The sequence below is a fragment of the Alteromonas sp. OM2203 genome, from assembly GCF_048517045.1.
Lineage (GTDB): Bacteria > Pseudomonadota > Gammaproteobacteria > Enterobacterales > Alteromonadaceae > Alteromonas > Alteromonas gracilis.
Window position 1 is genome coordinate 66,119 of the sequence record NZ_CP183209.1, and the last position, 24,428, is coordinate 90,546.

Below are 24,428 nucleotides of genomic sequence, written 5' to 3' on the forward strand. Positions count from 1 at the left end.
TTCACATTCTAACGATTTATTTTAGTTTTTCAGCAACGAGAGAGCTTCTGTGGGAAAAAAGATTTGTTTAATGCGCTTATCAGCCATAGGTGATGTGTGTCATGCCGTCGCCATGGTCACTCGAATTCAAACACAGTGGCGCGATGCTGAAATCACATGGGTTATTGGAAAAGTGGAGTTCCAGCTGGTTAAGCTGATGCCAAATATACGGTTTATTATTTTCGATAAATCACAGGGAAAAGCTGCCGTTGAATCGTTAAAGGCTGCCGTGGCAAATGAGACCTTTGATGCGCTTTTGATGATGCAGGTGGCCTTGCGCGCCAATATGGCGTCGCGAGTGATTAACGCCAAACAGCGCATTGGATTTGACTGGGCCCGAAGTAAAGAATTGCACTGGTTGTTTGCCAATAAGCGTATTGCCGCAACAAAACACGCTCACGTTCTTAAAGGTTTTATGGACTTTGCCGATGCACTAGGCGTACCTGAGTCAGACTCATTGACGTGGAATATACCTGTAAGTGCAGAAGACGAAGGGTGGGGGGCTGAGCAGGCCAATGTACTTGGGAAATATGTGGTTATTTCTCCTGCCGCCAGCAAGGCTGAAAGAAATTGGTTACCACAGCGATACGCAAGTATCGCTGACTATATCCAACAGGCGGGAGTCAGCGTGATACTATGTGGCGGTCCAGGAAAATTAGATCGGCAAACCGCCGATGAAATTAAAGCTAACGTAAAATATCCGCTAAAAGACTTTACTGGGCAAACGTCATTGCATCAACTCCTGATGCTGTTAAAGCATGCCCACCTTGTTATCGCTCCTGATACAGGACCTGCCCACATGGCGACGACCGTTGGTACGCCAGTAATAGGGCTTTATGCGCACTCTAATCCACGACGTACAGGACCTTATCTGGACCTCGATAAGGTAGTGTCGGTATACGACGAGTGTATCGAAGCGCAAAAAGGGAAGTCGTGGGAAAATCTTCCGTGGGGAGCGCGTGCTAAAGGCAGTGCATTAATGGAAAAAATTTCAGTAGAGATGGTGAAGAAGAAAGTTGAACCATTTATCCGGTGATTTACTTTGTTGTAAGGTAAAACAATCAGCTATTATCTACACTTAGCTTTGCAAAGTGTACCTCCGACATAACAGGGAGTCGTTACTGAATGAAAAAGCCAGCGTTGCGATGGCTCACTCACTTGCTTGCTTTAAAGAAGCTTAAACTTGTGCTGCTCATAATAGCAGGGCTGGGTTTAGGTGTGCCTGAAGCTTATGCATCAGAGCCTAACGTTATGGTTAACGAAAGTGTGATGATAGCAAAGCTAAGCCGTTCTGAGCTTCGCCAAATTTTTACGGGGCAGCGTCAATATTGGGACGACGGCACTAAAATTACCGTATTCGTACTTCAAGACAGAGACGAGCTGCATAAACAGTTTTGTCGCGACATACTTCAAATGTTTCCCTATCAATTGTCTCGCTTGTGGGACCAAATCACCTATTCAGGTCAGGGAGTTACCCCTGTGAGAGTGATCTCGTATCAAGCGTTAATTGACGCATTAGAAAATACCCCTGGCGCTATTGGCTATGTCGAGCGCACTGATATTGTGAAGCTAAGACGGGTAGAGGTTAATTTATAATGAAAAAATGGTCTGTGTTCGCGTTATGGTTCGCCAGCTTCAATACCTTTGCCTCGTCCTCCGACTTTTCTTGGCATGGTTATATTTCCCAAGGTGTTACCCAGTCAAAAGACAGCAGTTTTATCACCGATAATGACGATGTCACAGGGGAGCTTACTGAGATTGGACTCAATGGCTACTATCAGCTGGCTGAGAATATCTCTATTGCTGGACAAATTAACTACCTAGATGGTGGCAATCGCTTTGAGCAAGGGGCTCGTCTCGATTACTTGTTTGTTGATTGGAAACTGCCAAACTTGCCCGGCGGATGGCGTGGCCAAATCCATGCGGGTCGCTTTAAAAATAGGCATTGGCTGTACTCGGTAACGCGAGACGTACCACAGACACGCTATACTTCTGTACTTCCTCAATCGGTCTACTTCGATGGTTTTCGAGATGTCGCCCTTGGCAGTAACGGAATCCAAACAAGCTTTTCCCACTTTGGAGAAGATAATATCTGGGAACTGAACTGGAGCTATGGACGGTCGAATATCAATGACTCGCAACGAGACTTTTTGCTAGGCTATGAGGCCAAGGGAAAAATAAAACAGGATTTCGTTCATCAAGCTAGCGTGTTTTGGCAGCCGTCATCAATGACATGGAAGCTAGGTGCAAGCTGGTTGAATTCAGATTTTCGATATATGCCTTCTGAAGACGACAATCGGCTAGCAGGTGGGGCAAACATTGAACGAATCATGCTCTCAGGGCAATATTTTGCCGAAAGTTGGGAAATCTCTGCTGAACTAATAAGGGAAGCGCAAGACAGTCAGGGCCTATTCTCTCCTAACTTTGTTTCAAAACGCACAGGTGAAGGTGGTTTCTTCCAATTTAGGTATTTGTTTAACAACGACGTAAGCGGGCTTATTGGCTTCGATACATACGTTAATGACACGTCAGACAGAAACGGAAAACAATTAGAGGCGATGTCAGGTGGGTTAATACCGGCTTATTTTGGCTATCAGGATACTTATACATTAGGCTTGCGTTGGGATATTGCGCCTAAATGGCGACTACAAGGGGAATATCATTGGGTTGAGGGAGCGACACGTGTGGTAAGTTTGTTGAACATGGACGTTGCATCCCATGCTGACAAACATTGGGAAATGTGGTCTTTGCAACTGATGTATTGGTTTTAAGGGATAAAATGAAGGTTCAGGTATCTTTTACTACCAAAACCATCCTCATCTTGCTGGCAATGGTTTTAACCGTTGCTATCGTTATATCGGCTGTTTTGATCCAAGAATCTGACGCTCGAGTGCTACTTCAGCAGCGCGAGAGTCAAATAGCCAACCATCGTCGCGTCCAGCTTTTTGAAGACATACTTCACGGACGTATGGTCACCCTTATCGACCTCATTAGCCGAAAAAATGATGCCTACACAACCAGCGTAGATGAACTACAACAGTCGTTAAGTGATCTCAATGAATATCTCACCTTAACGTACCAAGTTGAGTCGTTATTGTTGTTCGACGAAAGCGGCGTGGTAGGAAGTCCTGGCCGTGCTGTTGATACTAAAATTAAAAACCTCGTAGATACCACACGAGCCACCTTTGAAAGTCGCTCGCTATTGACGTGTGACAATGTGTGTACTCACCACATTTCAATTCCGGTTATGGCTGATAGTGATGTTATTCCTATCGTTGTTGTATCAACATCCATGCGTGAATTACTTTATTTATTCAGCCGCGCAACGGATGTGCACAAAGTGGCCATCGTTCAAGCAAGAGAAACACAGAATAAATCGGTAGCCCTTACCATAGCTAGCCAAGTCTCCGCAGCAAACCGTCAGTATCTGCAGTCGCTTTTCAACGCTTTGCCACCGGCGTGGCGTATTGATGATTTGGTGATAAAAGGGCTCAACACAGAGCTTGAAAACAAACAGCTGCTAGTGAGTTTGTTGCCGTTTGAACATGCGACGGGCGACCGGCCTTATTTGCTAATAGTACAAGATGTATCTGCTACCGTGCGTCAAAATGAGCAGTATCAATATGTGGTTATTTCAAGTGCGACCGCGCTTTTCTTAGTTTTTTCATCGCTCCTTTATCTGTTCTTAAATCAATATCGCACTCGGCTTTTAGGCATAAGCGAGCGGTTACCCATGTTAGCTGAGCACAAATTCAGTGAATTTTACACCAGTGCGGCTAAGCGTAGAACGTCTCCTATTTTCAAACTGACTGATGAGCTAGATGTTGTAGAAGAGGCGGCCAACGACCTAGCCCGTCAACTCGAAAGCTTTGACGGTCAAATGGCCATCAATACAGCGAAACTTGAAAAAATGGCTATGTTCGATGTGCTTACAGGCTTGCCTAATAGAAATATGCTGACCTTTCAAATAGAGAAGCAGTTGGCGGGTTCTATCCGAGACGAACGGTTAGTGGCGCTTATGTTTATGGACTTGGATGATTTCAAAAAAGTTAATGATAGTCATGGTCATGACGTGGGCGATAAGTTATTAAAAGCTGCAGCTATGCGCATTTCTCGGCCCATTAGAGAATCTGATATCGCTTCACGATTTGGCGGTGATGAGTTCGTTATTTTGTTATCGAATATCGAAAGCAAGAAGCACATTGATAAGGTTGCGCAAAAAATTATCGACGAGTTCAAAGAGCCGATAATGGTTGATGGTGTGACGTTTTATGTCTCTATCAGCATTGGTATTGCCATAACCAGTCATGCACGAGCCACACCTGTTGAGCTTTTACGCCATGCTGATATTGCTATGTATGAAGCCAAAGCCAAAAAAGGCGCAGGGTTTAGAGTTTATGATGCCACCATGAACCTAAAAGTCATGCAAAAGGTGGAATTAGAATCTGAGGCGAGAGAAGCTCTTAGAGACAATCAGTTCAGTCTGGCGCTTCAGCCTCAAATAGAGATGCATACTGGTAAGTTAGTAGGGTTTGAAGCGCTACTGCGTTGGTGCCATCCAACCAAAGGTCAAATTTCACCGGCGGAGTTTATTCCGTTGCTTGAGAGTACCTCGTTTATGCTTGAATTAGATTACTGGGTTATAGCACGCTCAACCCATTTAATACGCGAGTTTAAAAACAATGGATATGCGGATATCAAGATTGCAATTAACTTATCGGCAGGCCAATTTCTTGATCCCACGCTGCCTGAATTTTTGCAGCAGCAGATTATCAAAAACGACATTGCTCCAAACCAAGTGTGTTTAGAGTTGACTGAAACCGTGCTCGTTTCTGACATCAAGCGTGCAACCAGTATTATGAAAACCATTCAAGACATGGGATGTATGCTTGCCATCGATGATTTTGGCACCGGCTATTCATCGCTAAGCTATTTAAAATCGTTGCCCGCAGACTATATTAAGATAGACCGTTCATTTGTCGCCAACATAGCCAGTAGCGCCGACGATAGAAATATTGTGCACTCCACTATATCTATGGTGCGTAACATGGGCATGCAGGTTGTTGCAGAGGGTATAGAAACCAGTGAACAGTATGAACTGCTGTGTCGCTTTGACTGCGATATTGGGCAAGGTTACCTCATTAGTAAGCCGGTATCAGAAACAGATATCTGGACCGTGCTGGACAGCAAAGTAGAGTACAACCTTTGGAAAGACTTCGCGTAGCAATGCGTTAGCAGATGTCTGTACATTCAAGTGTGTTGAATAATTTACAAACTTAGTCGACAAACCCATTAAATACAACGCATGGGTGTATACCCTTCAACCTGCTTTCATTACACTACAGGTTTTTATATACCTACACTCGGAGAATGGCATGTCTGCGGCATTTATCTCTCATTTGCAATCGCAAATTGAAGCCACGAAAGAAGATGGTTTGTACAAGAAAGAGCGTGTTATCACGTCGCAACAACAAGCGGATATCGGTGTTGCTGGTGGCGAGCACGTTATTAACTTCTGTGCAAACAATTACCTTGGTTTAGCAAACAATGAAAGCTTGATAGAAGCGGCTAAAAACGGCCTTGATAGCCATGGATTCGGTGTAGCTTCCGTACGTTTCATTTGCGGTACTCAAGACATTCACAAAGAACTTGAAGCCTCCATTAGTGACTTCTTAGGCACCGAAGATACAATTCTTTACCCTTCGTGTTTTGACGCAAACGGCGGTTTGTTTGAAACCCTGCTTGGCCCTGAAGACGCCATTATTTCTGATGCGTTAAACCATGCCAGTATTATTGACGGCGTGCGGTTGTCGAAAGCGAAGCGTTATCGATATGCCAATAATGACATGGCGGCGCTAGAAGAACAGCTTAAGCAAGCGAATGCTGATGGCGCGCGCTTTAAGATAATTGCCACAGACGGTGTGTTCTCAATGGACGGTGTAATTGCCGACCTTGCCTCAATATGTGACCTAGCTGACAAATACGATGCCATGGTAATGGTTGATGACTGTCACGCTACAGGTTTTCTTGGTGAAAATGGTAAAGGAAGCCACGAATACTGTGGCGTAATGGGCCGTGTAGACATTATCACTGGTACTCTTGGTAAAGCGCTAGGCGGAGCATCGGGCGGTTACACGTCGGGCAAGAAAGAAGTGGTTGAATGGTTACGCCAGCGCTCTCGTCCTTACCTTTTCTCTAACTCTGTTGCGCCACCTATCGTCTCTGCATCACTTAAAGTGTTTGAAATGATGAAAGACGGCGATGAGCTTCGCGCCAATCTATGGCGCAATGCCAACCATTTCCGTAACCGTATGGAAGAGGCGGGCTTTACGCTTGCAGGTAAAGATCACGCGATAATCCCAGTTATGCTAGGCGATGCACGTTTAGCAAGCGAAATGGCAGACAAGCTGCTTGAAAAAGGCATTTACGTTATTGGTTTCTCATACCCGGTGGTGCCGAAGGGACAAGCCCGAATTCGTACCCAAATGTCAGCAGGCCACAGCTTAGAACACGTTGATAAAGCTATTGATGCGTTTATCGAGGTTGGTCGTGAAATGGGAGTGATTTCATGAAGTCGCTAGTTAAAGCGAAAGCAGAAAAAGGCATTTGGCTTCAAGACACGCCAAAGCCTGAGGTAGGTCATAACGACCTGCTGATTAAAATTCGCAAAACCGCTATTTGCGGTACCGACATGCATATATACAACTGGGACGAATGGTCGCAAAATACAATTCCAGTGCCAATGGTAGTGGGTCACGAGTATGTAGGCGAAGTGGTCGGCATGGGCCAAGAAGTAAAAGGTTTTAACGTTGGCGATCGCGTATCTGGTGAAGGTCACATTACATGTGGTCACTGCCGTAACTGTCGTGCTGGGCGTGTGCATTTATGCCGTAACACTGAAGGTGTGGGCGTGAATCGTCCAGGTGCTTTTGCCGAATATTTGGTAATTCCTGCGTTCAACGCATTTAAAATACCAGACAATATCAGTGATGATCTCGCGTCTATTTTTGACCCATTTGGAAATGCGGTTCATACCGCACTAAGCTTTGATTTAGTGGGTGAAGACGTACTTATTACTGGTGCTGGCCCAATTGGTATCATGGCAGCGGCAGTAGCAAAGCACGTTGGCGCACGTCACGTTGTTGTCACCGATATCAATCCATACCGTCTTGAGCTTGCTAAGAAGATGGGCGCGACCCGCGCTGTTGACGTCAGCAAAGAAGATTTAAAAGATGTGATGAACGACCTGGGTATGACAGAGGGCTTTGACGTAGGCCTTGAAATGTCAGGTGTGCCTGTTGCGTTCAGAGACATGCTTAACAAAATGAACCACGGCGGCAAAATAGCGATGCTAGGTATTCCGCCACAAGACGTGGCTATTGACTGGAATCAGGTTATCTTTAAAGGCTTAGTGATAAAGGGTATCTACGGTCGAGAAATGTTTGAAACCTGGTACAAGATGGCAAGCCTGCTGCAAAGTGGATTAGATTTATCACCCATTATCACTCATACCTTTTCTATTGATGACTTTCAGAAAGGGTTTGATACCATGGGGTCAGGACAATCAGGTAAAGTTATTCTGGACTGGCAATAATGACAACATTTACACACATTAGCGTAGACGATGTGGCAAATTTTCAAGGCGACGTTGCCATTGTGGACATACGCGATCCTCAATCATTTGCTAATGGGCATATGCCGAATGCTTCGCCGTTAAACAACGACAACTTTGCTGCGTTTATCGAGCAGACGCCTAAAGACAAGCCTGTGGTGGTTGTTTGCTATCACGGTGTAAGTAGTCAACAGGCTGCGCAGGTAATAGCTCAGCAGGGCTTTGAAACCGTCTATAGTATGGATGGTGGGTTTGAAGCCTGGCGATTGGCTAACCCGGTAGAAACGGCCTAATCATTTAACAAAGGTGCACAATGTGCACCTTTGTTTTATGCTTTTCACACGTAATACATTCCAGTATAAAGGTGTTATGTATCACACCTTCATTCAACGTAATATCGCGTTAATTCATTTCATGCTTCAGGGTAATAAGTAGCTTATGGGCCATCCTTTAATTGCGTTTAACCAACAAAGTCCCGCGCACCTTCTGGCTAACTACCTAACCAGCCAGAGTATCTCGGCAACGGTAATGCAAAGTGATAAAGAGTTTGTTGTTGTACTTGATGATCATGCACATGTCGATCGCGCAAAAGTTATTGCAGAAGACTTTTTGACAAACCCAACAAATCCTAAATATCAGCAAGCAGCCTGGGACAGTGGTAAAAATGTTCAGTTAGCCCCTTCTGGTAGCGGCTTCTCAGTGAAAAACATCATTAACGATGCAATAAAAGCTCCTTTTACCTCAGTCGTGTTTCTTCTTTGTGTTGCGGTTTATACGTTGTCGTTATTAGGGCTATTTGCGCCTATTGCGCAACATCTGCTCATGCAGCCATTCTCAGTCTTATCGGAAAATCATGAGTGGTGGCGACTGCTGGGACCGGCGTTTATTCACTTCTCAGCATTACACATTATATTTAACTTGCTTTGGTGGGGCATGCTAGGCGCCAAGATAGAACGTACGCTTGGGGTGAGTATGTTACTTATCGTGTTCTTAGTTTCGGCAACTATATCAAACGCCGCTCAAGCTATCTTTAGCGACCCGGTTCAGGCTAATTTATATTTGTTTGGCGGGCTGTCGGGTGTGGTTTATGCCGTAATGGGCTTCGTCTGGTGGTTGGGCTGGTTACGACCAAGCTGGGGCTTGTCGTTACCAAACTCGATAGTTGGCTTTATGCTGGTATGGTTAGTTTTAGGTTACGCTGACATTCTTTGGGTAAATATGGCAAATGCGGCACATACGGCGGGTCTTATTTCAGGCTGTTTACTGGCAGGGGCGTTAAGCTTAGGCTCTGAAAAGCGTTAGCGTTAGCGTTAGCGTTAGCGTTAGCGATAGCAATAGAAAACCGTTATCAGTGACGCCTATTACGAATGGGTCGTTTTACAGTCAAAGGCTGAAACAATCCTATCTATGCGGACTGGTAGCTTCAATAGATACAGAAAAGCGAGCCCAATGAAAGCTCGCTTTTTTGTACAATCTTGAAAATAGCTCAATAGCTCAATAGCTCAATAGCTCAATAGCTCAATAGCTCAATAGCTCAATAGCTCAATAGCTTAACCGCCTTGATATAGGTACTTCGTGAAGATAACGTTTTTCACCACTTCGCCACCGGTTTCTTGAACCATATGTTCTTGAAGAGCTTTCAGAATGGCGCGTCGGATGTCTTCACGGCCGGTAAGTGATTTGACCTTTTCCGCTGGCTGCTGGCCGAATATCTCAATTGCTGTCGAACGCAGCAAAGGTAGATGGTGCTCGGCAATTTCCAATTGACTCACATCGTTGATCATCAATTCCACAGATACGCGAACGTAGCCTAGCTTTTGTGCACTGTCGCTAATGTAGTTTGTAACAATTTCTGGCTCTAAACTTAAATAGGCAAAATTGGATTTATCTTGTGCCACTGCCGCGTTACTGCAGATAACCAACAAACCAAGTGCAAAAACACGTAAAACTAACGACTTAAGCATAGTGAAGTCCGGAACACCAAAGTTAAAAATTCTCTAGTAGTTTAGCAAAACTCAGATTAAACACACTACTGCAAAAGTTTAACCTAATGAAAATATTTGAATATGACGTGTTATCATACTAACAGATTCATTATTCGGGCTTTTCGTGTGAGTTTTAATGCCACTTTTCCAGTGGGTCTGCCGGTTAACTGGCAAGTACCGTCAGACGTCACAATTCCTCATTTACAGCTTAACAGCTGGCTATTAGACACGGGTTCACTTACCGAGCGTGTGCAATCATCAAGCGAACATTTTGCGTTAGAGCTACTAGGTCAACAAACTCAAACCCCTCATAGTAACGAATTGTCTCTTTTGCACGTTAACGGAGAAACCAGCTATCAAGCCCGAGAAATATTGCTGTGTGGCGATCACACCCCTTGGGTATTTGCGCGCTCTATCATTCCCCAGGCATTTGTTGATAGTGAGTTATCGAACCTAGGTCAAGAGCCGTTGGGAAAGCGTCTTTTTAATGATGCGCGCTTTATCCGCTCTGCCTTTGAAGTATGCCAGGTTTCGGCTTCGCAATTTGGTATAAGCAGCAATGAAACTTTGTGGGGCAGACGGTCGTTGTTTACGTTAGACAGTTACAGCATGATAGTGGCCGAGGTTTTCCTTCCGGCTTGTCCGGCTTATCGTCAGCCCGCGGGCAGCAACATACAAAGCGAAAAACAATTATGAAGCACAATTGGAATGCGTACGCGCGACTCATGCGCTTAGATAAACCCGTAGGTATTTACTTACTACTATGGCCAACCCTGTGGGCGCTTTTAATGGCTGCTCAGGGCTTGCCTTCGTTAGGTATAACGCTAATTTTTGTGGCCGGCGTTATCGTAATGCGTTCAGCAGGCTGCGTGATTAATGACTATGCAGACAGAAAAGTGGACGGAAGTGTAAAGCGCACGGCGCAGCGACCGTTGGCAACCGGAGAGGTCACATCTAAACAAGCGCTTCAGCTATTTGGCGTGCTTATCGCCATAGCATTTGTGCTCGTGCTGTTTCTCAATTGGCAAACCATTGCGCTGTCGGTTATTGCTTTGCTTCTGGCTGCAAGCTATCCCTTCATGAAGCGTTATACCCACTTACCGCAGGTGGTTTTAGGTGCCGCCTTTGGCTGGGCCATTCCTATGGCTTTTATGGCAGTGTTGGAAACTGTACCTACCTACGCGTGGTGGTTGTTCGTTGCCAACTTACTATGGACAGTAGCGTACGACACCATGTACGCCATGGTAGACCGCGACGACGACTTGCAAATAGGTGTTAAGTCTACCGCCATATTGTTTGGTAAAAACGACGTGCTGATAGTCATGCTGCTGCAAGCCTTGGCGCTAACCATTCTATGGTTTATAGGCTGCGCTATTAATGCCACATGGCCTTACTATCTCGCCGTTCTGTTTTCGGCTTTACTATGTGTGCGTCAATATCAACTTATTAAACGCCGCCAGCGTGAAGGCTGCTTTACCGCGTTTATTGAAAACCACTATATCGGCTTAGCCATTACCCTAGGTACAGCCTTTCATTTTTATTTGGTTTAGTAAGGTAAAACTTATCAACAACATTGGTAGCTATTTAGCGCTGGTATAATTTTTATAAATTACAGCGCTAAAAGCCTGCTTCAACCTGTACCAAAGTCCCATTTTTCCTTATCGATAGCCCGTTTAAAGTGTTTGCTAGCTTAAACAGGTACACGCTTTACTCACTGAGTATTTTAAAATTTGTGCACAAAGTGTGATACTAAGTGTTATACTTTTGGTGTCGAATGGAATCTATACGCATATATAAATTAAAGTGGTTTAAGAGATTGGCGAGCAAAGAAGGCTTATCAGATAGCTTGCTAAAAGTAGCAATTGCAGAGATGCAACAGGGATTAGTTGACGCAGATTTAGGTGCGAATGTTTTTAAGAAACGCGTACCTAGTGGTGGGCGAGGTAAAAGTGGAAGTTTAAGAACCCTAATAGCATTTCAAGTTGATACTAAAGCCTTTTTTATCTACGGCTTTTCCAAAAGTACTCGTTCAAACGTTAGTGTCAAAGACATGAAGGCTTTAAAACTCTTGGCTAAAGAGCTATTTAACTATAGCGATGAGCAGCTTAAAAAAGCTATTGATTCAGGTAGTGTTGAAGAGGTGAGATAAGATGAAAGATGGCATTTTAGATGTAGTACACCGTACGGCAAAAGATCTGAGCGAAGCTGGAATTATGGATAAGCAGACCATGTATCAATTCGATGCATTATGTTTACCTAAAGTTGAGCAATATGACGGACAGCGGATAAAAGCTATACGTGAAAGAGCCAGAGTAAGCCAAGCCGTTTTTGCTGCCTATCTAAATATTACGCCTTCGACCATAAAGCAGTGGGAGCAAGGAAGCAAAAAGCCTCGAGGCACATCTCTAAAGCTTTTAAACCTTGTTGAACAGAAAGGTTTAGAGATCTTGATGTAGCCTTCCAAGGGCTTAAAAAACCTTGGAAAAAAGAGCAGTTATAGATTTAATATTTCGGTTCATATAGTTCAACAAAAAAGCGCCGTAAAGGCGCTTTCAGGTTTCTAGAAGTACCAATGTCTACTTTTCTGCTAGCTTTGCTTCAAGCTCAGCAATACGTCCTTCCATCGCGTCTAGTTTTTCACGGGTGCGAATAAGCACCTGGCTTTGAATATCAAATTCTTCACGTGTCACTAAATCAAGCTTAGATAACTGCGACTGCAAAACAGTTTTTACGCGGGCTTCAGCTTCTTCAGCCATGTTTTTTACGCCGGGTGGTACGGCATCAGCAATTTGTTTCGCTAAATCTTCGAGTTTCTTCGGATCCAACATGGAATTCCCTTATAATGCGCAGCTCAAAATATTAAAGCTATTCTATCGGTATCGACACGACATGCAATGAAAACTGTGTTGAACCCTCGTGAACGTTGTTTTAGGAATTAAATGAAACTAAATGAAGCTCAAGAATCTGCCGTAACCTACGTGTCTGGGCCATGTTTGGTACTGGCTGGGGCAGGCAGTGGTAAAACCCGTGTAATTACCAACAAGATTGCTCATTTAGTGCGAAACTGTGATATGCCAGCCCGGTATATCGCGGCTGTTACCTTTACTAACAAAGCTGCTCGTGAAATGAAAGAACGTGTGGCGCAGACTCTGGGCAAGCCCGAGGCGCGCGGGCTCAAAGTGTCTACCTTCCACACTATGGGCTTAACCATTATCAAAGCCCACGTGAAAGACTTAGGGTTAAAACCAGGCTTTTCGTTGTTCGATGATAAAGACTCGTTTGCTCTGCTTAATGATTTAACGTCTGACACTTTGGATGGCGACAAAGATCAGCTTCAGCTTTTACAAAGCTGCATTTCGAATTGGAAAAATGACCTTATCTTGCCCGATGCCTTACTACGGTCGGCAACCAGCACGGGTGAACGAGAGTTTGCAGAAGCCTACAAGCGATACCAAGACAATTTAAAGGCCTATAACGCGCTCGACTTCGACGACCTTATTTTGCTTCCCACACTACTGCTAAAAAGCAGTGAAGCAATAAGAGCAAAGTGGCAAAGTAAAATTCGCTATTTGCTGGTAGACGAATATCAAGACACTAACACCAGCCAGTATGAGCTAGTAAAATTATTGGTGGGCGAGCGTGCACGCTTTACCGTGGTTGGCGACGACGACCAGTCTATTTATTCGTGGCGGGGCGCAAAGCCACAGAACCTGCATTTGTTGCAGCAGGATTTTCCCCGTTTAAACGTTATTAAGCTGCAGCAAAACTATCGCTCGTCAGGCCGTATCCTGCATTGCGCGAATATTCTTATCCAAAACAATCCGCACCTGTTCGACAAAACCCTATTTTCAGAGCTGCAGTACGGTGAACCGCTAAAAGTTATTGAGGCGAAAAACGAAGAGCATGAAGGCGAGCGTGTAGTGGCAGAATTGCTGGCTCATAAGTTTATGAACCGCACTCAATTTAAAGACTACGCCATTTTATATCGCGGAAATCATCAAAGCCGTATCTTCGAAAAATTGCTCATGAGTAACCGCATCCCTTATAAGATAAGCGGCGGTATGTCTTTCTTTGGCCGGGCCGAAGTGAAAGACATCATGGCCTATTTGCGGCTATTAGTGAATCAGGACGATGATAACGCTTTGCTGCGTATCATTAATACGCCTGGAAGAGGTATAGGCCGCGCCACGCTTGAAAAACTAGGTAACTTTGCCAATAGCTTAGGCGTGTCAATGTTCGAAGCGGCGACGCACCCTAACTTAAATAGCGTGCTGCCCGATAAAGCCTTTCATTCAGTTTCTGCCTTTGCACGCTGGGTGGTTGAGTTATCGGATAACGCACAACGTGGCAATACCGCAGAAGCCGTTCGGACGATGATCCGCACCATGGGATATGAAGAGTGGCTGTATGAAACGAGTGCCAGCCCCAAAGCCGCTGAAATGGCCATGGCCAACGTGAGTACGTTATTTGGTTGGGTTAACGACATGTTGGAAGGTAACGACCTAGATCAGCCTATGACGCTAACTGAGGTGGTGAACCGCCTTATTCTTCGTGACATGATGGAGCGAGGCGAAGACGACGGGGAAGGGGACCAAGTTCAGCTCATGACCCTGCATGCCTCCAAAGGTTTGGAGTTTCCTATTGTATTCTTAGTGGGCATGGAAGAAGGACTGTTACCTCACCAAAGCAGTATTGATGAGGATAATGTTGAAGAAGAGCGTAGGCTTGCGTATGTAGGCATTACCCGAGCACAGCGTGAGCTCATCTTCAGCCATGCCAAAGAGCGTCGGCAGTTCGGAGAAGTCATTAATCCAGAGCCGAGCCGGTTCTTATTCGAACTTCCGCCCGATGATCTCCAGTGGGAAAATCAAAAGCCCAAAGCTACCAAAGAAGAGCGTCAACAAAAAGGGCAGGTGGGTATCGCTAATCTTCGAGATATTCTTGGTAAAAAGTAAAAAGTAAAAAGTAAAAAGTAAAAATTAGAGAAGGAGCGCTAATTTAATGCTGTTAGATAATAGTAAATGCTTACTTTTAACTTGCTAGTGAAGCCATATCAAGCACTCTTGCATGCTTCAATACTTTGCCTTGCCCATAAATACACTCAATGTCATTAAGGGCATCAAGCTGGGCTTGAGAGTCAACACCCTCTGCAATAACCTGAAACTTCAAATGCTCAGAAATAAGCATGACAGACTGAATAAGTTTCAAATTACGTTGAGAGCGGGGAAGTGACTTCACAAACCGATGATCAATTTTTATAAAGTCGAAGGGGTAGGCAAACAAGTAACTTAGCGAGGCCAAGCCACTTCCGAAGTTGTCTAACACCAAAGTCACGCCTGCACGCTTTAATTTCTTAATAGCAGGAAGGATGAACTGAGAGCGTCGGTTTAAATCGTTTTCATCAAATTCGAGCACTAATTGATTCGGAGTGATGCCAGAGGTTTCTATTACATTTAGCATTTGGTTCACCATAGAGGCTTGTAATAAATGGTTTATTGAAACGTTCACCGCAATCTTGTTGATAGGCTCATCGGACGTAGCGTAGTGGTTAAGCAACTCGCAGGCTTTTGTGAGCTGGAACAGATCGAGGTCTAACGTAAGCCCACTTTGCTCGGCCACTTGCCTGAATTGCTCTCTGGCTATCTTTCCATAAGCGGGGTGTGACCAGCGGACATACATCTCTCTGTAAAGTGTGCTGTTATCGTTAAGCTTGATGACAGGCTGCAGAAAGTAGTCGAACTCTTCTTCTCGTAGTGCTCGCCTAAATTCATTTTCAAGCTCAAGCTCTTCAATAAGCCTGTCTCGCATACTTTTATCGAACATCACAAAGCGACCGCGGCCGAGAGTCTTTGCTTGATACATGGCAGCGTCAGCATCACGTAATACTTCATCTGCGCTGCGATAATAGCTCTCTAGATGAGCGATACCTATGCTTGCGCCAGAATACATTTCTCGGCCATCAAGTAAAAACGGCTCAGAAATAGACGAAATAATGCGGTTAGCGACTTCTTCTACGTCAGCCTCATCTTCAAAGTTATCCAGAAGCACAACAAACTCATCGCCGCCTAAACGGGCCAGCAAGTCATGGCCGCGAATACACAGCGTTATACGTCGGGCTACTTCGATAAGGAACTCGTCGCCAGCGTGGTGGCCGAGGGTGTCGTTAATAACCTTAAATCTGTCTAAGTCAATAAACAGTACCGCAAACATGCTATCGCTGTAACGTTGCTTGCTGGCTATGGCAAGCTCCAAGCGGCTGGTAAACATGGAACGGTTAGGCAAGTCAGTTAAGGCATCGTGATGCGCATCGTGAATAAGCTTAAGCTCAATTTCTTTACGCTCTTCAATCTGCTGTTTTAAGAACTTGTTGGTGCGATTAAGTTCGGCAGTGCGCTCTTTAACACGTTCTTCAAGCTGCACGTTATAGCGCTGCATTGATTCTGTGTTGCGCTTACGCTCAATGGCAACGGCAATATGGTGAGATACAAAACGGAGAAGCTCTTGATCACGTAAATTGTATTTCGCTAATTTTCCGTAGGTTTGTACTGCGATCACTCCCGCTATTTCACCATCAACAACAAGTGGCGAGCCTAGCCATGAGTTTGCGCTATTCAACATCGTTTGCGCTACAGAGACGTCAATCTCTCCTGACTCTGCAAGCTCCAGCACCCTTGGCGGGTTGATAAGCTCTGCCTGCCCAGAGCGCAATACAAACTCGGTCAGCCCCAACCCAAGGGGCCTGGTATTAATTTCACTTTGTTTAGTATCGCTAAAGTAAGGGAACTCTAACAAGTCCTCTTCTTTATTGTGAATCGCTATATAGCAGTTGGGTGCACTAATTAGCCTTGCCAAAATCTCATGCAAACTGGAATAAAACGCATCCATATCCCCTTCAAGATTAGCGGCAAGCTCAGAAATCTCGAAAAGTGCTTGTTGCAACGACTCTACTTTCTGGCGCTCAAGAATTTCTTCCTGTAGGTCATCATTAATTTTTCGCAGCTGACGGGTTCTTTCGCGGATGGTACGCTCGGTGAGCTCTCTATTTTTTACTCGGTCTACCGTGGTCACAATATGCTGTGAAACGAAAAGCAGGACCTCTAAATCTTCTTGTGAATAATGCACGCCTTCATCATAGGTTTGCACTACCATTGCCCCAATGACTTGACTGCCGCGTTTTAGCGGTACGCCCAGCCATTCAACGGGTTGTGAACCTACCAGTTTAATACCGTATTCGGCAGCTAAACGTTCCTCGTCATCGCGTTTGTAGAATAAATGATTGCCGGTTTTCAGAATATAACCGGTCATGCCATCCATGAGCTGTTCAGCGGGTAATTGCCTAACGGTTTTTTCGTCGAACTCATCAACAAAGTAAGCAAAATCGACAACGTGGGTTTCTGGCTCGTAAAAGGCAACAAAGAAGTTGTCTGCGTTCATGAAGTCGGCAATGATTTCATGAATAGCGGAGTAAAGGCGGTTTAGGTGGCTTACAGAACTGGCAAGTTCAGAAATATCAAAAAGCGCCTTCTGAACACGTTCAGCGCGCTTATACTTGTCGGTGAGTTGCTGAAGCTGCGGTATAAGTTCGCGCAACTCTTCTTCCGTCAACTCATATTGCGTCGAATCTTTTGACATTCCGCTCGCCAGTTAAAAAGTAACGTTACCCCAACAGGTTAAATTACCCGAATAGCAGGTAAAACGCTACTTTTTCCATCAAGTTGTAGGGATTGTGCGGGTATTAGATACCCTCAATCATATACTCGATCGCTGCTTTAATTTCGTCATCAGAACAGTTTCCGCATGTTCCGCGAGGAGGCATGGCGTTAATACCGTTCAATGCGTTTTGCCATACACCGTCAAGACCGCGCTCATCCAGACGAGGCTGCCAGTCAGCTGCATTTTGAAGCTTAGGTGCGCCCAATACGCCTGCTGCGTGACATGCAACACACGCTGAGTTGTAAACGTCTTCACCAGATTTTGCGCCGCCTGCTGCCGCCGCGCTGCCTTGTGCTGCTGCACCTGCAACGTGTACTTGACCTAGCGGTTTAATACGCTCGGCAATTTCATCATTACTCATTTCTTGTGCTTGTGCTGCAAAAACAGTTAGCGCAGTAGCAGCCACAGTTAACCAAGTCTTTAATTTCACATCTGTCTCCAGGCAAGGATGAATTTGTTTAAAATATAACTGACCAGATTATAACGGTAAATTGGGTCTGAACAACTATTTGAGGCCAATTACCTATAAAAAGTAAGGATTTTTAACACTAGAACCAAGCGGTCTAAAGAGATTTTAATAAATGAGTTGATGCCAGCCTGTGCCATAAGTATCATTACGCCCGTTAGCATCCTATGTGTAATATCGTAGTGCACTAATGCAAGTGCCACACAGTGACTACACTGTTCGTACAAACCGCCCTTAGCTCAGCTGGATAGAGCGCGGCCCTCCGGAGGCCGAGGTCAGAGGTTCGAATCCTCTAGGGCGGGCCATTTCCCTCTTTTTTGCCCTTTGCTTTTTTTGGTCATAAAGCCTTAGAAATGAGTCTGTGACCAGATTGTGACCAAAGGTCTCTTGATGACGTCATTTCATACGGCATCGTGTAGGCCATATTTCCGATAGTTTTGTGTTAGTCAAACTCTCCAGTTTGCTTCTCGCCGCTTTCTTTAATTTTTCGCTGATTGCGACCTGCTTCATTGTTGGTATCTGAACGTTCGGGAAAGACCGTTATGCGAGCGGTAATTATACGTTAAAGCAAATTCAGAACGACTTGGCGGACTGGCTGAACAATGTAAAGCCAGAGCATGAACTAACCTAAGCTGCCCCCAAAAAACTTCATTTTACTTTGTTTCATTGTGTTTATATATGCACACTTTTGGCTTATAGTACTGATTGTGCATATATAAACACACTTTTGGTGTAAAAGATGAGCAGAGAATCAATCGGTAACCAGTTAATGGCTGAGCGCAAACGTCGGCATTTTAGCCAGGGTGACATTGCCAGCAAACTTAAAGTAGACCGGTCCCAAATATCACGTATCGAGAATGGCCGGTACCAGGGATCACTGCAGCTGCTGGAGCGGTACTTAACTCTCATGGGGTTAGAATTAACAGCCACCCCCGTTAATCGCCGCCCGACATTAGATGAACTGGATTCTATTTACGATGACGACTAATTCCATTCTCGCCGGACTGCCCGAACAGGTTCGCCAGTTGAAGGTCAATGTGGCCGGGCAATTATCCGGTATATTAAATCGGACTGCCCAGTTTAACTACACATATACCCGGCAGGATTTACCGGTATCGTTAACGATGCCTTATCAACCTGAGCCGTATACGCGGGGCGCACTACACCCGATATTCACGCAAAACTTGCCAGAGGGCTATCTGCGCCGGTATATCTCGGAAAAACTTATCCGGTATGCCAACGTTGATGATATGTACCTGCTGGCGCTGATGGGGGCGAAGGGTATCGGCCACTTATCTTATGATGCTGGCATTGCGCTGCCAGAACCCGAACCCATCGCCATCGATGACATACTGCATTGGGATGGCAAAGACAGCCTATTCCCTCAGCTGCTTGAACGCTATTACCTCAATGGGATGGCATCCGGTGTTCAGCCTAAAGTGGTGGTATCCCGCTCTACCATCTTACAAAAAGACGTTATCGTTAAAACGTTTGATGATGAGTTCCCGCTACTGACGGTAAACGAGTTCGTCTGTATGAAATGCGCTAAATACTGTGGCCTTACTACGCCCCGAGTATGGCTCTCGGATGATTTGCAGCATTACCTGGTAGAACGTTTCGACGTCGACGATGAAGGCAATAAAATCGGTATAGAGGACTATGCCTCGCTCATGGGGCGCACCGGCGACCAGAAGTACAGAGGCACCTATGAGAATGTTATGAAGGCTACACTCCGCAATACGCATTCTACTGAAGAATTAGACAAGATGTTTGCGCTGGTGGCCTTTAATTGTCTGATTGGTAACGGTGACGCCCACCTTAAAAACTTCTCACTGCAATACAACCGAGATCACACTGATGTAAAACTGAGCCCAGTTTATGACGTTACTCACACGCTCATATACCCGACTATCGATAACGCCATGGCGCTGAAAATGCGAAAGAGCAAAGCTTTCCCGACGCGCCGAGATTTGATTGAATTCGCCTTTGAGGTGGGGGTAAGCCGTTCTATAGCCGGCGATACTGTCGATAGCATGGCGCAGGGGATTCTTGATTGCCTGGCATCACTGGATGAAGTAAACGCCATGGAAGGGCTACGCGAGTCAATAGAAAGGCATGTTGGCAGCGTCATGGAACAGCATTCTATCCAGGCAGCCTATCGCCATGACAAAAAGAAAAAATACGAATAGGTCATAAGGCGAGTGGGGGGCGATTGCCCCTCCTCAGACTATCGGCATGATGGTGGTCCCCATCTCATCAGCCAGCTGGGTAAACACGCTCCCCCCGCTCACGATAGCTCTCGCCACGGCCAGTGTATCGACTAAAACAGCGTTCATCAGGTTTTGGCTTATTGCCGCTGATTACCACTATAATATCGTCGCCCTCATCGTAAGCGCTGAGCAAGGTATTGGTGGCGGTGGTAGTAGAGTGAAACATAGCAACTTCTTCCGGTGCTGGTGGTTCTGCGCTATTAAAATGCGAAACCTACTTATTAGGCGTTTCAGTTTCTGTAAACCATGAGTGGTCGTTGCTTTTTTGATAACGATGACGCTGTTTAAGTTATTGATAATTAGTGATGTTTTATTTGCTAGCCCTCCGGAGGCCGAGGTCAGAGGTTCGAATCCTCTAGGGCGGGCCATTTTCTTTAAAAGGCATGAACGTTTCCCCTCAAGCTTAAAGCATGTGAAAGTCATCACAACGCATCGCAAAGTCGTTATACTGAAATTCAATACTTCACTTTTAAGCGTACCCACGTGTCACTAACATCGCCTCAGTCTTTACGTAATCCCAGTTTTGCTCAGTCACTGCTTTGTTTTAGCGCTATTGTTGCGCTAATAGCAGGTGGGTTGTTCGGCTTGGGTATTAGCCTGCACGCCCTTATCTTTTTATGTTTGCTATGGGCTGGGGCGAATGCCTTTAGTTTGGGATACACGTACTTGCAAATTCGCGAATTAATGACAAGCGCATTAACGCGGGCTATGCCGGCAATTTATATCTTCATACTCATTGGAATGGTTATCGCCAGCTTCATGCAAAGCGGCACTATTTCAACGCTTATTTATTATGGGTTAAGTTGGCTAAATCCCACTGTTTTCTTGGCAGTGGGGTTAATTCTTTGTGCGGTAATGTCGGTATCAACAGGCACATCGTGGGGAACCGTAGGGACTATGGGCGTGGTGCTAACGGGCATTGGTGAAGCCATGAACATACCGTCTCCCATTGTGGCGGCAATGGTGGTGTGTGGCGCAACCTTTGGGGATAAAATGTCGCCGGTTTCTGATACCACTAACCTCGCTGCAATGAGTGCGGGCACGAACCTCTATCGGCATATGTATGGCATGCTGTTTACAACGGTGCCTAGCTTCCTTCTCGCACTGGTCATTTTTTTAGTGATAGGTTTTAGCTACGCAAGCGAAAGTTTAAACGCAGGTCAGGTATTTGAAATTAAAGCAGCGCTTGCCAAGCACTATAACCTTGCACCCTACATAACACTGTTACCTCTGGCGCTACTTACGGTACTAAGCATCAAAAAAGTCCCGGCTGAAGTCACCATGTCATTCAGCATTTTACTTGCGGTCATCATCGCTATTTTCTACCAAAACACCAATACCATTAATGTGCTTAATGCTCTTTGGGAGAACACCCCGCAAAATACCGGGATCGCGAATTTAGACGCCCTATTAGGGCGGGGCGGCATCAGCAGTATGAGCTGGACTTTACTTCTGGCCTTAATGGCAATAGCACTAGGCGGTATATTACACGGCGCGGGTTTTTTAGCGGCGCTGTTGGCGGGCATTATCAAACGGGTGAAGCGCACAGCAAGCTTAATAGCGGTAACCATAGCCTCTGGTTTTTTGGGCAATGTGGCTATGGGCGAAGCCTACATCTCAATCATATTAAATTGCCAGTTATTCAAAGCAAAATATGAACAACAAAAGCTAGACCCTGCCGTGTTGTCTCGGTCAGTGGAAGAAGGCGCCACCATGACCACAGGGCTTATTCCTTGGACAACAGCGGGAGCATTCTATTCTGCCACCCTTGGGGTTGAGGTTCTCGACTATGCACCCTATGCCTTTTTCAACTATCTAAACGGCGTTATTGCCGTAACCATGGCCGCTTTGGGTGTGGGCTTATTGAAAGGGAAAACCGCAAATCGTTAAGTGAGCCATTTGCACTTTTTGTAAGTGGCAGCCACGGTTTATCCCTTGGTGGGGACAATTACGACTTTATCCCCACTAGGGGATAAAGCCGCATAAAGAGGCAGTTATGTTTTAAGCCGATTTAGGCTTCAACCAATGCTGCGCCAGCATGCCAATGATCATCGCTCCTACAAACATCAGCACAGCAGTTTGAAGCGACGCAATAGCAACTACGGCAGGGCCTGGGCAAAAACCACTGATACCCCAACCAATACCAAAAGCGGCAGAGCCTAATATCAACTTAGCGTCGATAGTTTTGCTAGTTGGTATATCAAACTTCTCGGCAAACAAAGGCTTGTTGCGCTTGCGCACCCAATACATACCTGGCGCAGCCACCAAAATGGCGCCGCCCATTACAAATGCTAACGTGGCATCCCAGTTGGCGCTTAAATCTAAAAAATTAAGCACGCGAGCAGGGTTACTCATACCTGAAATTAACAGGCCTAAGCCAAACAACAGCCCACAAAGTAGCGAGGCGATAATTACTCTCATGTTCTCTCTCCTCAGTTAATTTACAGGTGTCTGATAATTGTGGTGGTAAGTACAGCCGCACCCATAAACGTGAGCGTGGCAACAATAGAGCGGGGTGATAACCTTGAAAGGCCAGCCACTCCGTGACCCGATGTGCAACCAGAGCCAAGGCGTGTACCAAAACCTACGAGTAAGCCAGCTACAACTAGCCATGCCGAGCTCATTTGAGTTTGAACCTGCATACCGCCGGTAAACCCAATATAAAATACGGCAGATAGCACAACACCTATTAAAAATGCTAGCCGCCAGTAGCGTTCAACGCCGCGCTCTGTCATTGCGCCTGCGGCAATACCTGAAATACCCGCGATACGGCCTAGGGTAAGCAGTAATAAAACCACCGATGAACCAATAAGCAGCCCGCCTGCCAAGCCGGCAAACGGCTCAAAGGGAGTTGATGTCCAGTTTTCCAATTCTCTCTCCTAAATCTACTCGTGCGATGCTCTGTTAGTAACGCTATCGCGGATAAACACAGTACAGATAGAAGCCTTAAAACTTCTATTCAACTTCTATAAAATCGATGGCAAGATGCATCGCCAGCGCGCCTTCTCTGTCTTTCACCAAATCGTGCAGTGTAAATTGGTCAAGCTCGCTAATAAACTTATCAGCTGCGTCTTGAAGAATTGTTTTCAAGCGACATGTGGGCGAGATAACACATTTATTCGTTGGTGATGCAAAACACTCCGCCAATGCCACGTCTTCTACGGTTAACCTAAACACTTCACCTATATTTATAAGCTTGGCATCTTTTGCCAGACGAATGCCGCCCCCGCGTCCCTTTGTGCCAATAATGTATCCCTTGTCGATCAGCAAGGTGATGACTTTTTTTAAGTGATTAAAAGATACGAAGTACGCATCTGCAATTTCACCTGTCTTTACCAATTGATTTTTTCGTAACGCGAGATAGATCAAAACGCGAAACGCTAAATTACTAAAAGTATTGATTTTCATGGGTTATCTAAAAAAGCGATTGTTTCAATCGTTGAATTTTACCGCACCATAAAAATTAAATATATATTTAGAATATACTTTATTGTATATTTTGTTCTATCATATATCAAAATGAAATAAGGTGTCGATATGATTATTCTTGGTTACATCGCTGCTGTTCTTATGGGAATGGTTTTAGGCGTAATAGGCGGAGGGGGCTCAATCCTTACCGTGCCTATCCTCGTTTACTTAATGGGCGTTACGCCAGACGTCGCCACCGGCTATTCATTGCTTATTGTGGGGGCCACAGCCGCATTCGGCGCAGTAAGGTATTTCAAAGAGGGTTTAGTTGACGTTAAAGCGTCTATTTTATTTGCTGTGCCTTCCATCATTGCTGTTTATCTAACACGGGCTTTCCTAATGCCCGCCATTCCCGAAACTATCGCTTTTCAATCGCTAACCATAGATAAAAATCTGGGCATCATGGTGCTGTTCGCTATGCTGATGTTGGCCTCCGCTGCCATGATGTTAAAGAAGGCTTACAGCAAATCGGCGCCAGCAACCCAGGTTATTGAAAATAAACAACCCAACGTTGGGCTGATAGTTATTGAAGGCGCCGTAGTTGGTGTTGTTACCGGCATACTCGGCGCGGGCGGGGGATTTCTAATTATACCTGCCTTGGTACTTATTTTAGGCATGCCCATGAAGAACGCGGTGGGCGCGTCGCTATTCATTATCGCCCTAAAGTCGTTGCTTGGCTTCATTGGCGACCTACAAACCGGAATTCAATTGGAGATGCCTTTGCTGCCGCTTATGCTGGTAGCCACGTTTATTGGGATGGCTGTCTCCACGAAGGTAGCGGGAAAACTAGACGGTGCAGCTTTGCAGAAGTTCTTTGCATTCTTCACTTTAGTTATTGCCGTTTTCATCATGACCAAAGAACTTCTTTAGGAGAA

25 protein-coding genes and 1 tRNA gene are annotated in these 24,428 nt (G+C 45.4%); 18 read left to right on the forward strand and 8 right to left on the reverse strand.

Features of this window, described 5'->3' with window-relative positions; all coding sequences use genetic code 11:
* Positions 1 to 70: 70 nt before the first annotated feature.
* From ACM0P2_RS00315 to glpG, 8 genes are all read left to right on the forward strand, one after another.
* Positions 71 to 1,075 carry a glycosyltransferase family 9 protein gene (locus ACM0P2_RS00315; RefSeq protein ID WP_159118347.1) on the forward strand — a complete coding sequence of 335 codons (1,005 nt, stop codon included), beginning with the start codon at positions 71 to 73 and terminating at the stop codon, positions 1,073 to 1,075.
* Between the two features lie 89 nt (positions 1,076 to 1,164).
* Positions 1,165 to 1,635, forward strand: a complete 471-nt coding sequence (locus tag ACM0P2_RS00320) for a hypothetical protein (RefSeq protein ID WP_159118346.1) — start codon at positions 1,165 to 1,167, stop codon at positions 1,633 to 1,635.
* On the forward strand, positions 1,635 to 2,810 hold the full coding sequence (locus tag ACM0P2_RS00325; RefSeq protein ID WP_173359598.1) for a hypothetical protein: 1,176 nt from the start codon (positions 1,635 to 1,637) through the stop codon (positions 2,808 to 2,810). The genes ACM0P2_RS00320 and ACM0P2_RS00325 overlap by 1 nt, the downstream gene beginning before the upstream one ends.
* Positions 2,811 to 2,818: 8 nt before the next feature.
* Positions 2,819 to 5,263: a putative bifunctional diguanylate cyclase/phosphodiesterase gene (locus ACM0P2_RS00330; RefSeq protein WP_419227083.1), complete on the forward strand. Its 2,445-nt coding sequence runs from the start codon at positions 2,819 to 2,821 to the stop codon at positions 5,261 to 5,263.
* Positions 5,264 to 5,414: 151 nt separating this feature from the next.
* A complete protein-coding gene (locus ACM0P2_RS00335; protein WP_105929826.1) occupies positions 5,415 to 6,611 on the forward strand; it encodes a glycine C-acetyltransferase in 1,197 nt (398 codons plus the stop codon).
* Positions 6,608 to 7,633: an L-threonine 3-dehydrogenase gene (gene tdh / locus ACM0P2_RS00340; protein WP_105929827.1), complete on the forward strand. Its 1,026-nt coding sequence runs from the start codon at positions 6,608 to 6,610 to the stop codon at positions 7,631 to 7,633. The genes ACM0P2_RS00335 and tdh overlap by 4 nt, the downstream gene beginning before the upstream one ends.
* Positions 7,633 to 7,944 (forward strand): thiosulfate sulfurtransferase GlpE, encoded by a 312-nt coding sequence (glpE, locus tag ACM0P2_RS00345; RefSeq protein ID WP_159118343.1) that lies wholly within the window; start codon positions 7,633 to 7,635, stop codon positions 7,942 to 7,944. Before tdh ends, glpE begins: the two co-directional genes overlap by 1 nt.
* A gap of 145 nt (positions 7,945 to 8,089) precedes the next feature.
* Positions 8,090 to 8,953, forward strand: coding sequence for a rhomboid family intramembrane serine protease GlpG (gene glpG, locus ACM0P2_RS00350; RefSeq protein WP_159118342.1), 864 nt, complete (start codon positions 8,090 to 8,092; stop codon positions 8,951 to 8,953).
* Positions 8,954 to 9,201: 248 nt separating this feature from the next.
* Here glpG and ACM0P2_RS00355 read toward each other — a convergent pair whose 3' ends face one another.
* The gene (locus ACM0P2_RS00355; RefSeq protein ID WP_159118341.1) at positions 9,202 to 9,615 is read right to left on the reverse strand and encodes a flagellar basal body-associated protein FliL; all 414 of its coding nucleotides are present in this window, start codon (positions 9,613 to 9,615) and stop codon (positions 9,202 to 9,204) included.
* A 147-nt stretch (positions 9,616 to 9,762) separates the two neighbouring features.
* On the opposite strand from ACM0P2_RS00355, the gene ACM0P2_RS00360 reads away from it, so the two are divergent.
* The 4 genes from ACM0P2_RS00360 (at position 9,763) to ACM0P2_RS00375 (ending at position 12,092) form a co-directional block, all read left to right on the forward strand.
* Positions 9,763 to 10,332: a chorismate--pyruvate lyase family protein gene (locus ACM0P2_RS00360; RefSeq protein ID WP_419227084.1), complete on the forward strand. Its 570-nt coding sequence runs from the start codon at positions 9,763 to 9,765 to the stop codon at positions 10,330 to 10,332.
* Entirely contained in the window at positions 10,329 to 11,186 is an 858-nt protein-coding gene (ubiA, locus tag ACM0P2_RS00365; RefSeq protein WP_159118339.1) for a 4-hydroxybenzoate octaprenyltransferase, read from the forward strand. Before ACM0P2_RS00360 ends, ubiA begins: the two co-directional genes overlap by 4 nt.
* A 296-nt stretch (positions 11,187 to 11,482) precedes the next feature.
* Entirely contained in the window at positions 11,483 to 11,785 is a 303-nt protein-coding gene (locus ACM0P2_RS00370) for a type II toxin-antitoxin system RelE/ParE family toxin (RefSeq protein ID WP_419227085.1), read from the forward strand.
* 1 nt (position 11,786) lies between these two features.
* A complete protein-coding gene (locus ACM0P2_RS00375) occupies positions 11,787 to 12,092 on the forward strand; it encodes a helix-turn-helix domain-containing protein (RefSeq protein ID WP_105929833.1) in 306 nt (101 codons plus the stop codon).
* 120 nt (positions 12,093 to 12,212) lie between these two features.
* Here the strand turns inward: ACM0P2_RS00375 and ubiK are convergent, their stop codons facing one another.
* The gene (gene ubiK, locus ACM0P2_RS00380; protein ID WP_105929834.1) at positions 12,213 to 12,464 is read right to left on the reverse strand and encodes a ubiquinone biosynthesis accessory factor UbiK; all 252 of its coding nucleotides are present in this window, start codon (positions 12,462 to 12,464) and stop codon (positions 12,213 to 12,215) included.
* Positions 12,465 to 12,575: 111 nt separating this feature from the next.
* On the opposite strand from ubiK, the gene rep reads away from it, so the two are divergent.
* Entirely contained in the window at positions 12,576 to 14,591 is a 2,016-nt protein-coding gene (gene rep, locus ACM0P2_RS00385; RefSeq protein WP_419227086.1) for a DNA helicase Rep, read from the forward strand.
* 76 nt (positions 14,592 to 14,667) lie between these two features.
* Here the strand turns inward: rep and ACM0P2_RS00390 are convergent, their stop codons facing one another.
* A complete protein-coding gene (locus ACM0P2_RS00390; protein WP_419227087.1) occupies positions 14,668 to 17,268 on the reverse strand; it encodes an EAL domain-containing protein in 2,601 nt (866 codons plus the stop codon).
* A 103-nt stretch (positions 17,269 to 17,371) separates the two neighbouring features.
* Positions 17,372 to 17,779: a c-type cytochrome gene (locus ACM0P2_RS00395; RefSeq protein ID WP_159118336.1), complete on the reverse strand. Its 408-nt coding sequence runs from the start codon at positions 17,777 to 17,779 to the stop codon at positions 17,372 to 17,374.
* Positions 17,780 to 18,043: 264 nt separating this feature from the next.
* On the opposite strand from ACM0P2_RS00395, the gene ACM0P2_RS00400 reads away from it, so the two are divergent.
* The 3 genes from ACM0P2_RS00400 (at position 18,044) to ACM0P2_RS00410 (ending at position 20,004) form a co-directional block, all read left to right on the forward strand.
* Positions 18,044 to 18,120 (forward strand) — tRNA-Arg (locus ACM0P2_RS00400).
* A gap of 434 nt (positions 18,121 to 18,554) precedes the next feature.
* Positions 18,555 to 18,803 carry a helix-turn-helix transcriptional regulator gene (locus ACM0P2_RS00405; RefSeq protein WP_159118335.1) on the forward strand — a complete coding sequence of 83 codons (249 nt, stop codon included), beginning with the start codon at positions 18,555 to 18,557 and terminating at the stop codon, positions 18,801 to 18,803.
* Positions 18,793 to 20,004 (forward strand): type II toxin-antitoxin system HipA family toxin, encoded by a 1,212-nt coding sequence (locus ACM0P2_RS00410; RefSeq protein ID WP_159118334.1) that lies wholly within the window; start codon positions 18,793 to 18,795, stop codon positions 20,002 to 20,004. The genes ACM0P2_RS00405 and ACM0P2_RS00410 overlap by 11 nt, the downstream gene beginning before the upstream one ends.
* 67 nt (positions 20,005 to 20,071) lie before the next feature.
* Here the strand turns inward: ACM0P2_RS00410 and ACM0P2_RS00415 are convergent, their stop codons facing one another.
* Positions 20,072 to 20,251 carry a hypothetical protein gene (locus ACM0P2_RS00415; protein WP_159118333.1) on the reverse strand — a complete coding sequence of 60 codons (180 nt, stop codon included), beginning with the start codon at positions 20,249 to 20,251 and terminating at the stop codon, positions 20,072 to 20,074.
* 317 nt (positions 20,252 to 20,568) lie between these two features.
* Here ACM0P2_RS00415 and nhaC point away from each other — a divergent pair, with 317 nt between their 5' ends.
* Positions 20,569 to 21,975, forward strand: a complete 1,407-nt coding sequence (gene nhaC / locus ACM0P2_RS00420) for a Na+/H+ antiporter NhaC (protein WP_159118332.1) — start codon at positions 20,569 to 20,571, stop codon at positions 21,973 to 21,975.
* A 111-nt stretch (positions 21,976 to 22,086) separates the two neighbouring features.
* Here nhaC and ACM0P2_RS00425 read toward each other — a convergent pair whose 3' ends face one another.
* The 3 genes from ACM0P2_RS00425 to ACM0P2_RS00435 all read right to left on the reverse strand — a co-directional run bounded on the left by ACM0P2_RS00425 (position 22,087) and on the right by ACM0P2_RS00435 (position 23,493).
* Positions 22,087 to 22,506: a DUF6691 family protein gene (locus ACM0P2_RS00425; protein WP_419227088.1), complete on the reverse strand. Its 420-nt coding sequence runs from the start codon at positions 22,504 to 22,506 to the stop codon at positions 22,087 to 22,089.
* 20 nt (positions 22,507 to 22,526) lie between these two features.
* Positions 22,527 to 22,955, reverse strand: coding sequence for a YeeE/YedE family protein (locus ACM0P2_RS00430; RefSeq protein ID WP_419227089.1), 429 nt, complete (start codon positions 22,953 to 22,955; stop codon positions 22,527 to 22,529).
* Positions 22,956 to 23,040: 85 nt separating this feature from the next.
* Positions 23,041 to 23,493 (reverse strand): RrF2 family transcriptional regulator, encoded by a 453-nt coding sequence (locus ACM0P2_RS00435; protein WP_171337007.1) that lies wholly within the window; start codon positions 23,491 to 23,493, stop codon positions 23,041 to 23,043.
* A 129-nt stretch (positions 23,494 to 23,622) separates the two neighbouring features.
* Here ACM0P2_RS00435 and ACM0P2_RS00440 point away from each other — a divergent pair, with 129 nt between their 5' ends.
* Positions 23,623 to 24,423: a sulfite exporter TauE/SafE family protein gene (locus ACM0P2_RS00440; protein ID WP_159118328.1), complete on the forward strand. Its 801-nt coding sequence runs from the start codon at positions 23,623 to 23,625 to the stop codon at positions 24,421 to 24,423.
* The last annotated feature ends 5 nt before the right edge of the window (positions 24,424 to 24,428 follow it).

Bases quoted from the DNA above. Each gene is read 5' to 3' on its own strand.
- ACM0P2_RS00315 (WP_159118347.1), top strand. From the start codon at position 71: ATGCGCTTATCAGCCATAGGTGATGTGTGTCATGCCGTCGCCATGGTC.
- ACM0P2_RS00320 (WP_159118346.1), top strand. From the start codon at position 1,165: ATGAAAAAGCCAGCGTTGCGATGGCTCACTCACTTGCTTGCTTTAAAG.
- ACM0P2_RS00325 (WP_173359598.1), top strand. From the start codon at position 1,635: ATGAAAAAATGGTCTGTGTTCGCGTTATGGTTCGCCAGCTTCAATACC.
- ACM0P2_RS00330 (WP_419227083.1), top strand. From the start codon at position 2,819: ATGAAGGTTCAGGTATCTTTTACTACCAAAACCATCCTCATCTTGCTG.
- ACM0P2_RS00335 (WP_105929826.1), top strand. From the start codon at position 5,415: ATGTCTGCGGCATTTATCTCTCATTTGCAATCGCAAATTGAAGCCACG.
- tdh (WP_105929827.1), top strand. From the start codon at position 6,608: ATGAAGTCGCTAGTTAAAGCGAAAGCAGAAAAAGGCATTTGGCTTCAA.
- glpE (WP_159118343.1), top strand. From the start codon at position 7,633: ATGACAACATTTACACACATTAGCGTAGACGATGTGGCAAATTTTCAA.
- glpG (WP_159118342.1), top strand. From the start codon at position 8,090: ATGGGCCATCCTTTAATTGCGTTTAACCAACAAAGTCCCGCGCACCTT.
- ACM0P2_RS00355 (WP_159118341.1), bottom strand. From the start codon at position 9,615: ATGCTTAAGTCGTTAGTTTTACGTGTTTTTGCACTTGGTTTGTTGGTT.
- ubiA (WP_159118339.1), top strand. From the start codon at position 10,329: ATGAAGCACAATTGGAATGCGTACGCGCGACTCATGCGCTTAGATAAA.
- ACM0P2_RS00375 (WP_105929833.1), top strand. From the start codon at position 11,787: ATGAAAGATGGCATTTTAGATGTAGTACACCGTACGGCAAAAGATCTG.
- ubiK (WP_105929834.1), bottom strand. From the start codon at position 12,464: ATGTTGGATCCGAAGAAACTCGAAGATTTAGCGAAACAAATTGCTGAT.
- rep (WP_419227086.1), top strand. From the start codon at position 12,576: ATGAAACTAAATGAAGCTCAAGAATCTGCCGTAACCTACGTGTCTGGG.
- ACM0P2_RS00390 (WP_419227087.1), bottom strand. From the start codon at position 17,268: ATGTCAAAAGATTCGACGCAATATGAGTTGACGGAAGAAGAGTTGCGC.
- ACM0P2_RS00405 (WP_159118335.1), top strand. From the start codon at position 18,555: ATGAGCAGAGAATCAATCGGTAACCAGTTAATGGCTGAGCGCAAACGT.
- ACM0P2_RS00410 (WP_159118334.1), top strand. From the start codon at position 18,793: ATGACGACTAATTCCATTCTCGCCGGACTGCCCGAACAGGTTCGCCAG.
- ACM0P2_RS00415 (WP_159118333.1), bottom strand. From the start codon at position 20,251: ATGTTTCACTCTACTACCACCGCCACCAATACCTTGCTCAGCGCTTAC.
- ACM0P2_RS00425 (WP_419227088.1), bottom strand. From the start codon at position 22,506: ATGAGAGTAATTATCGCCTCGCTACTTTGTGGGCTGTTGTTTGGCTTA.
- ACM0P2_RS00435 (WP_171337007.1), bottom strand. From the start codon at position 23,493: ATGAAAATCAATACTTTTAGTAATTTAGCGTTTCGCGTTTTGATCTAT.
- ACM0P2_RS00440 (WP_159118328.1), top strand. From the start codon at position 23,623: ATGATTATTCTTGGTTACATCGCTGCTGTTCTTATGGGAATGGTTTTA.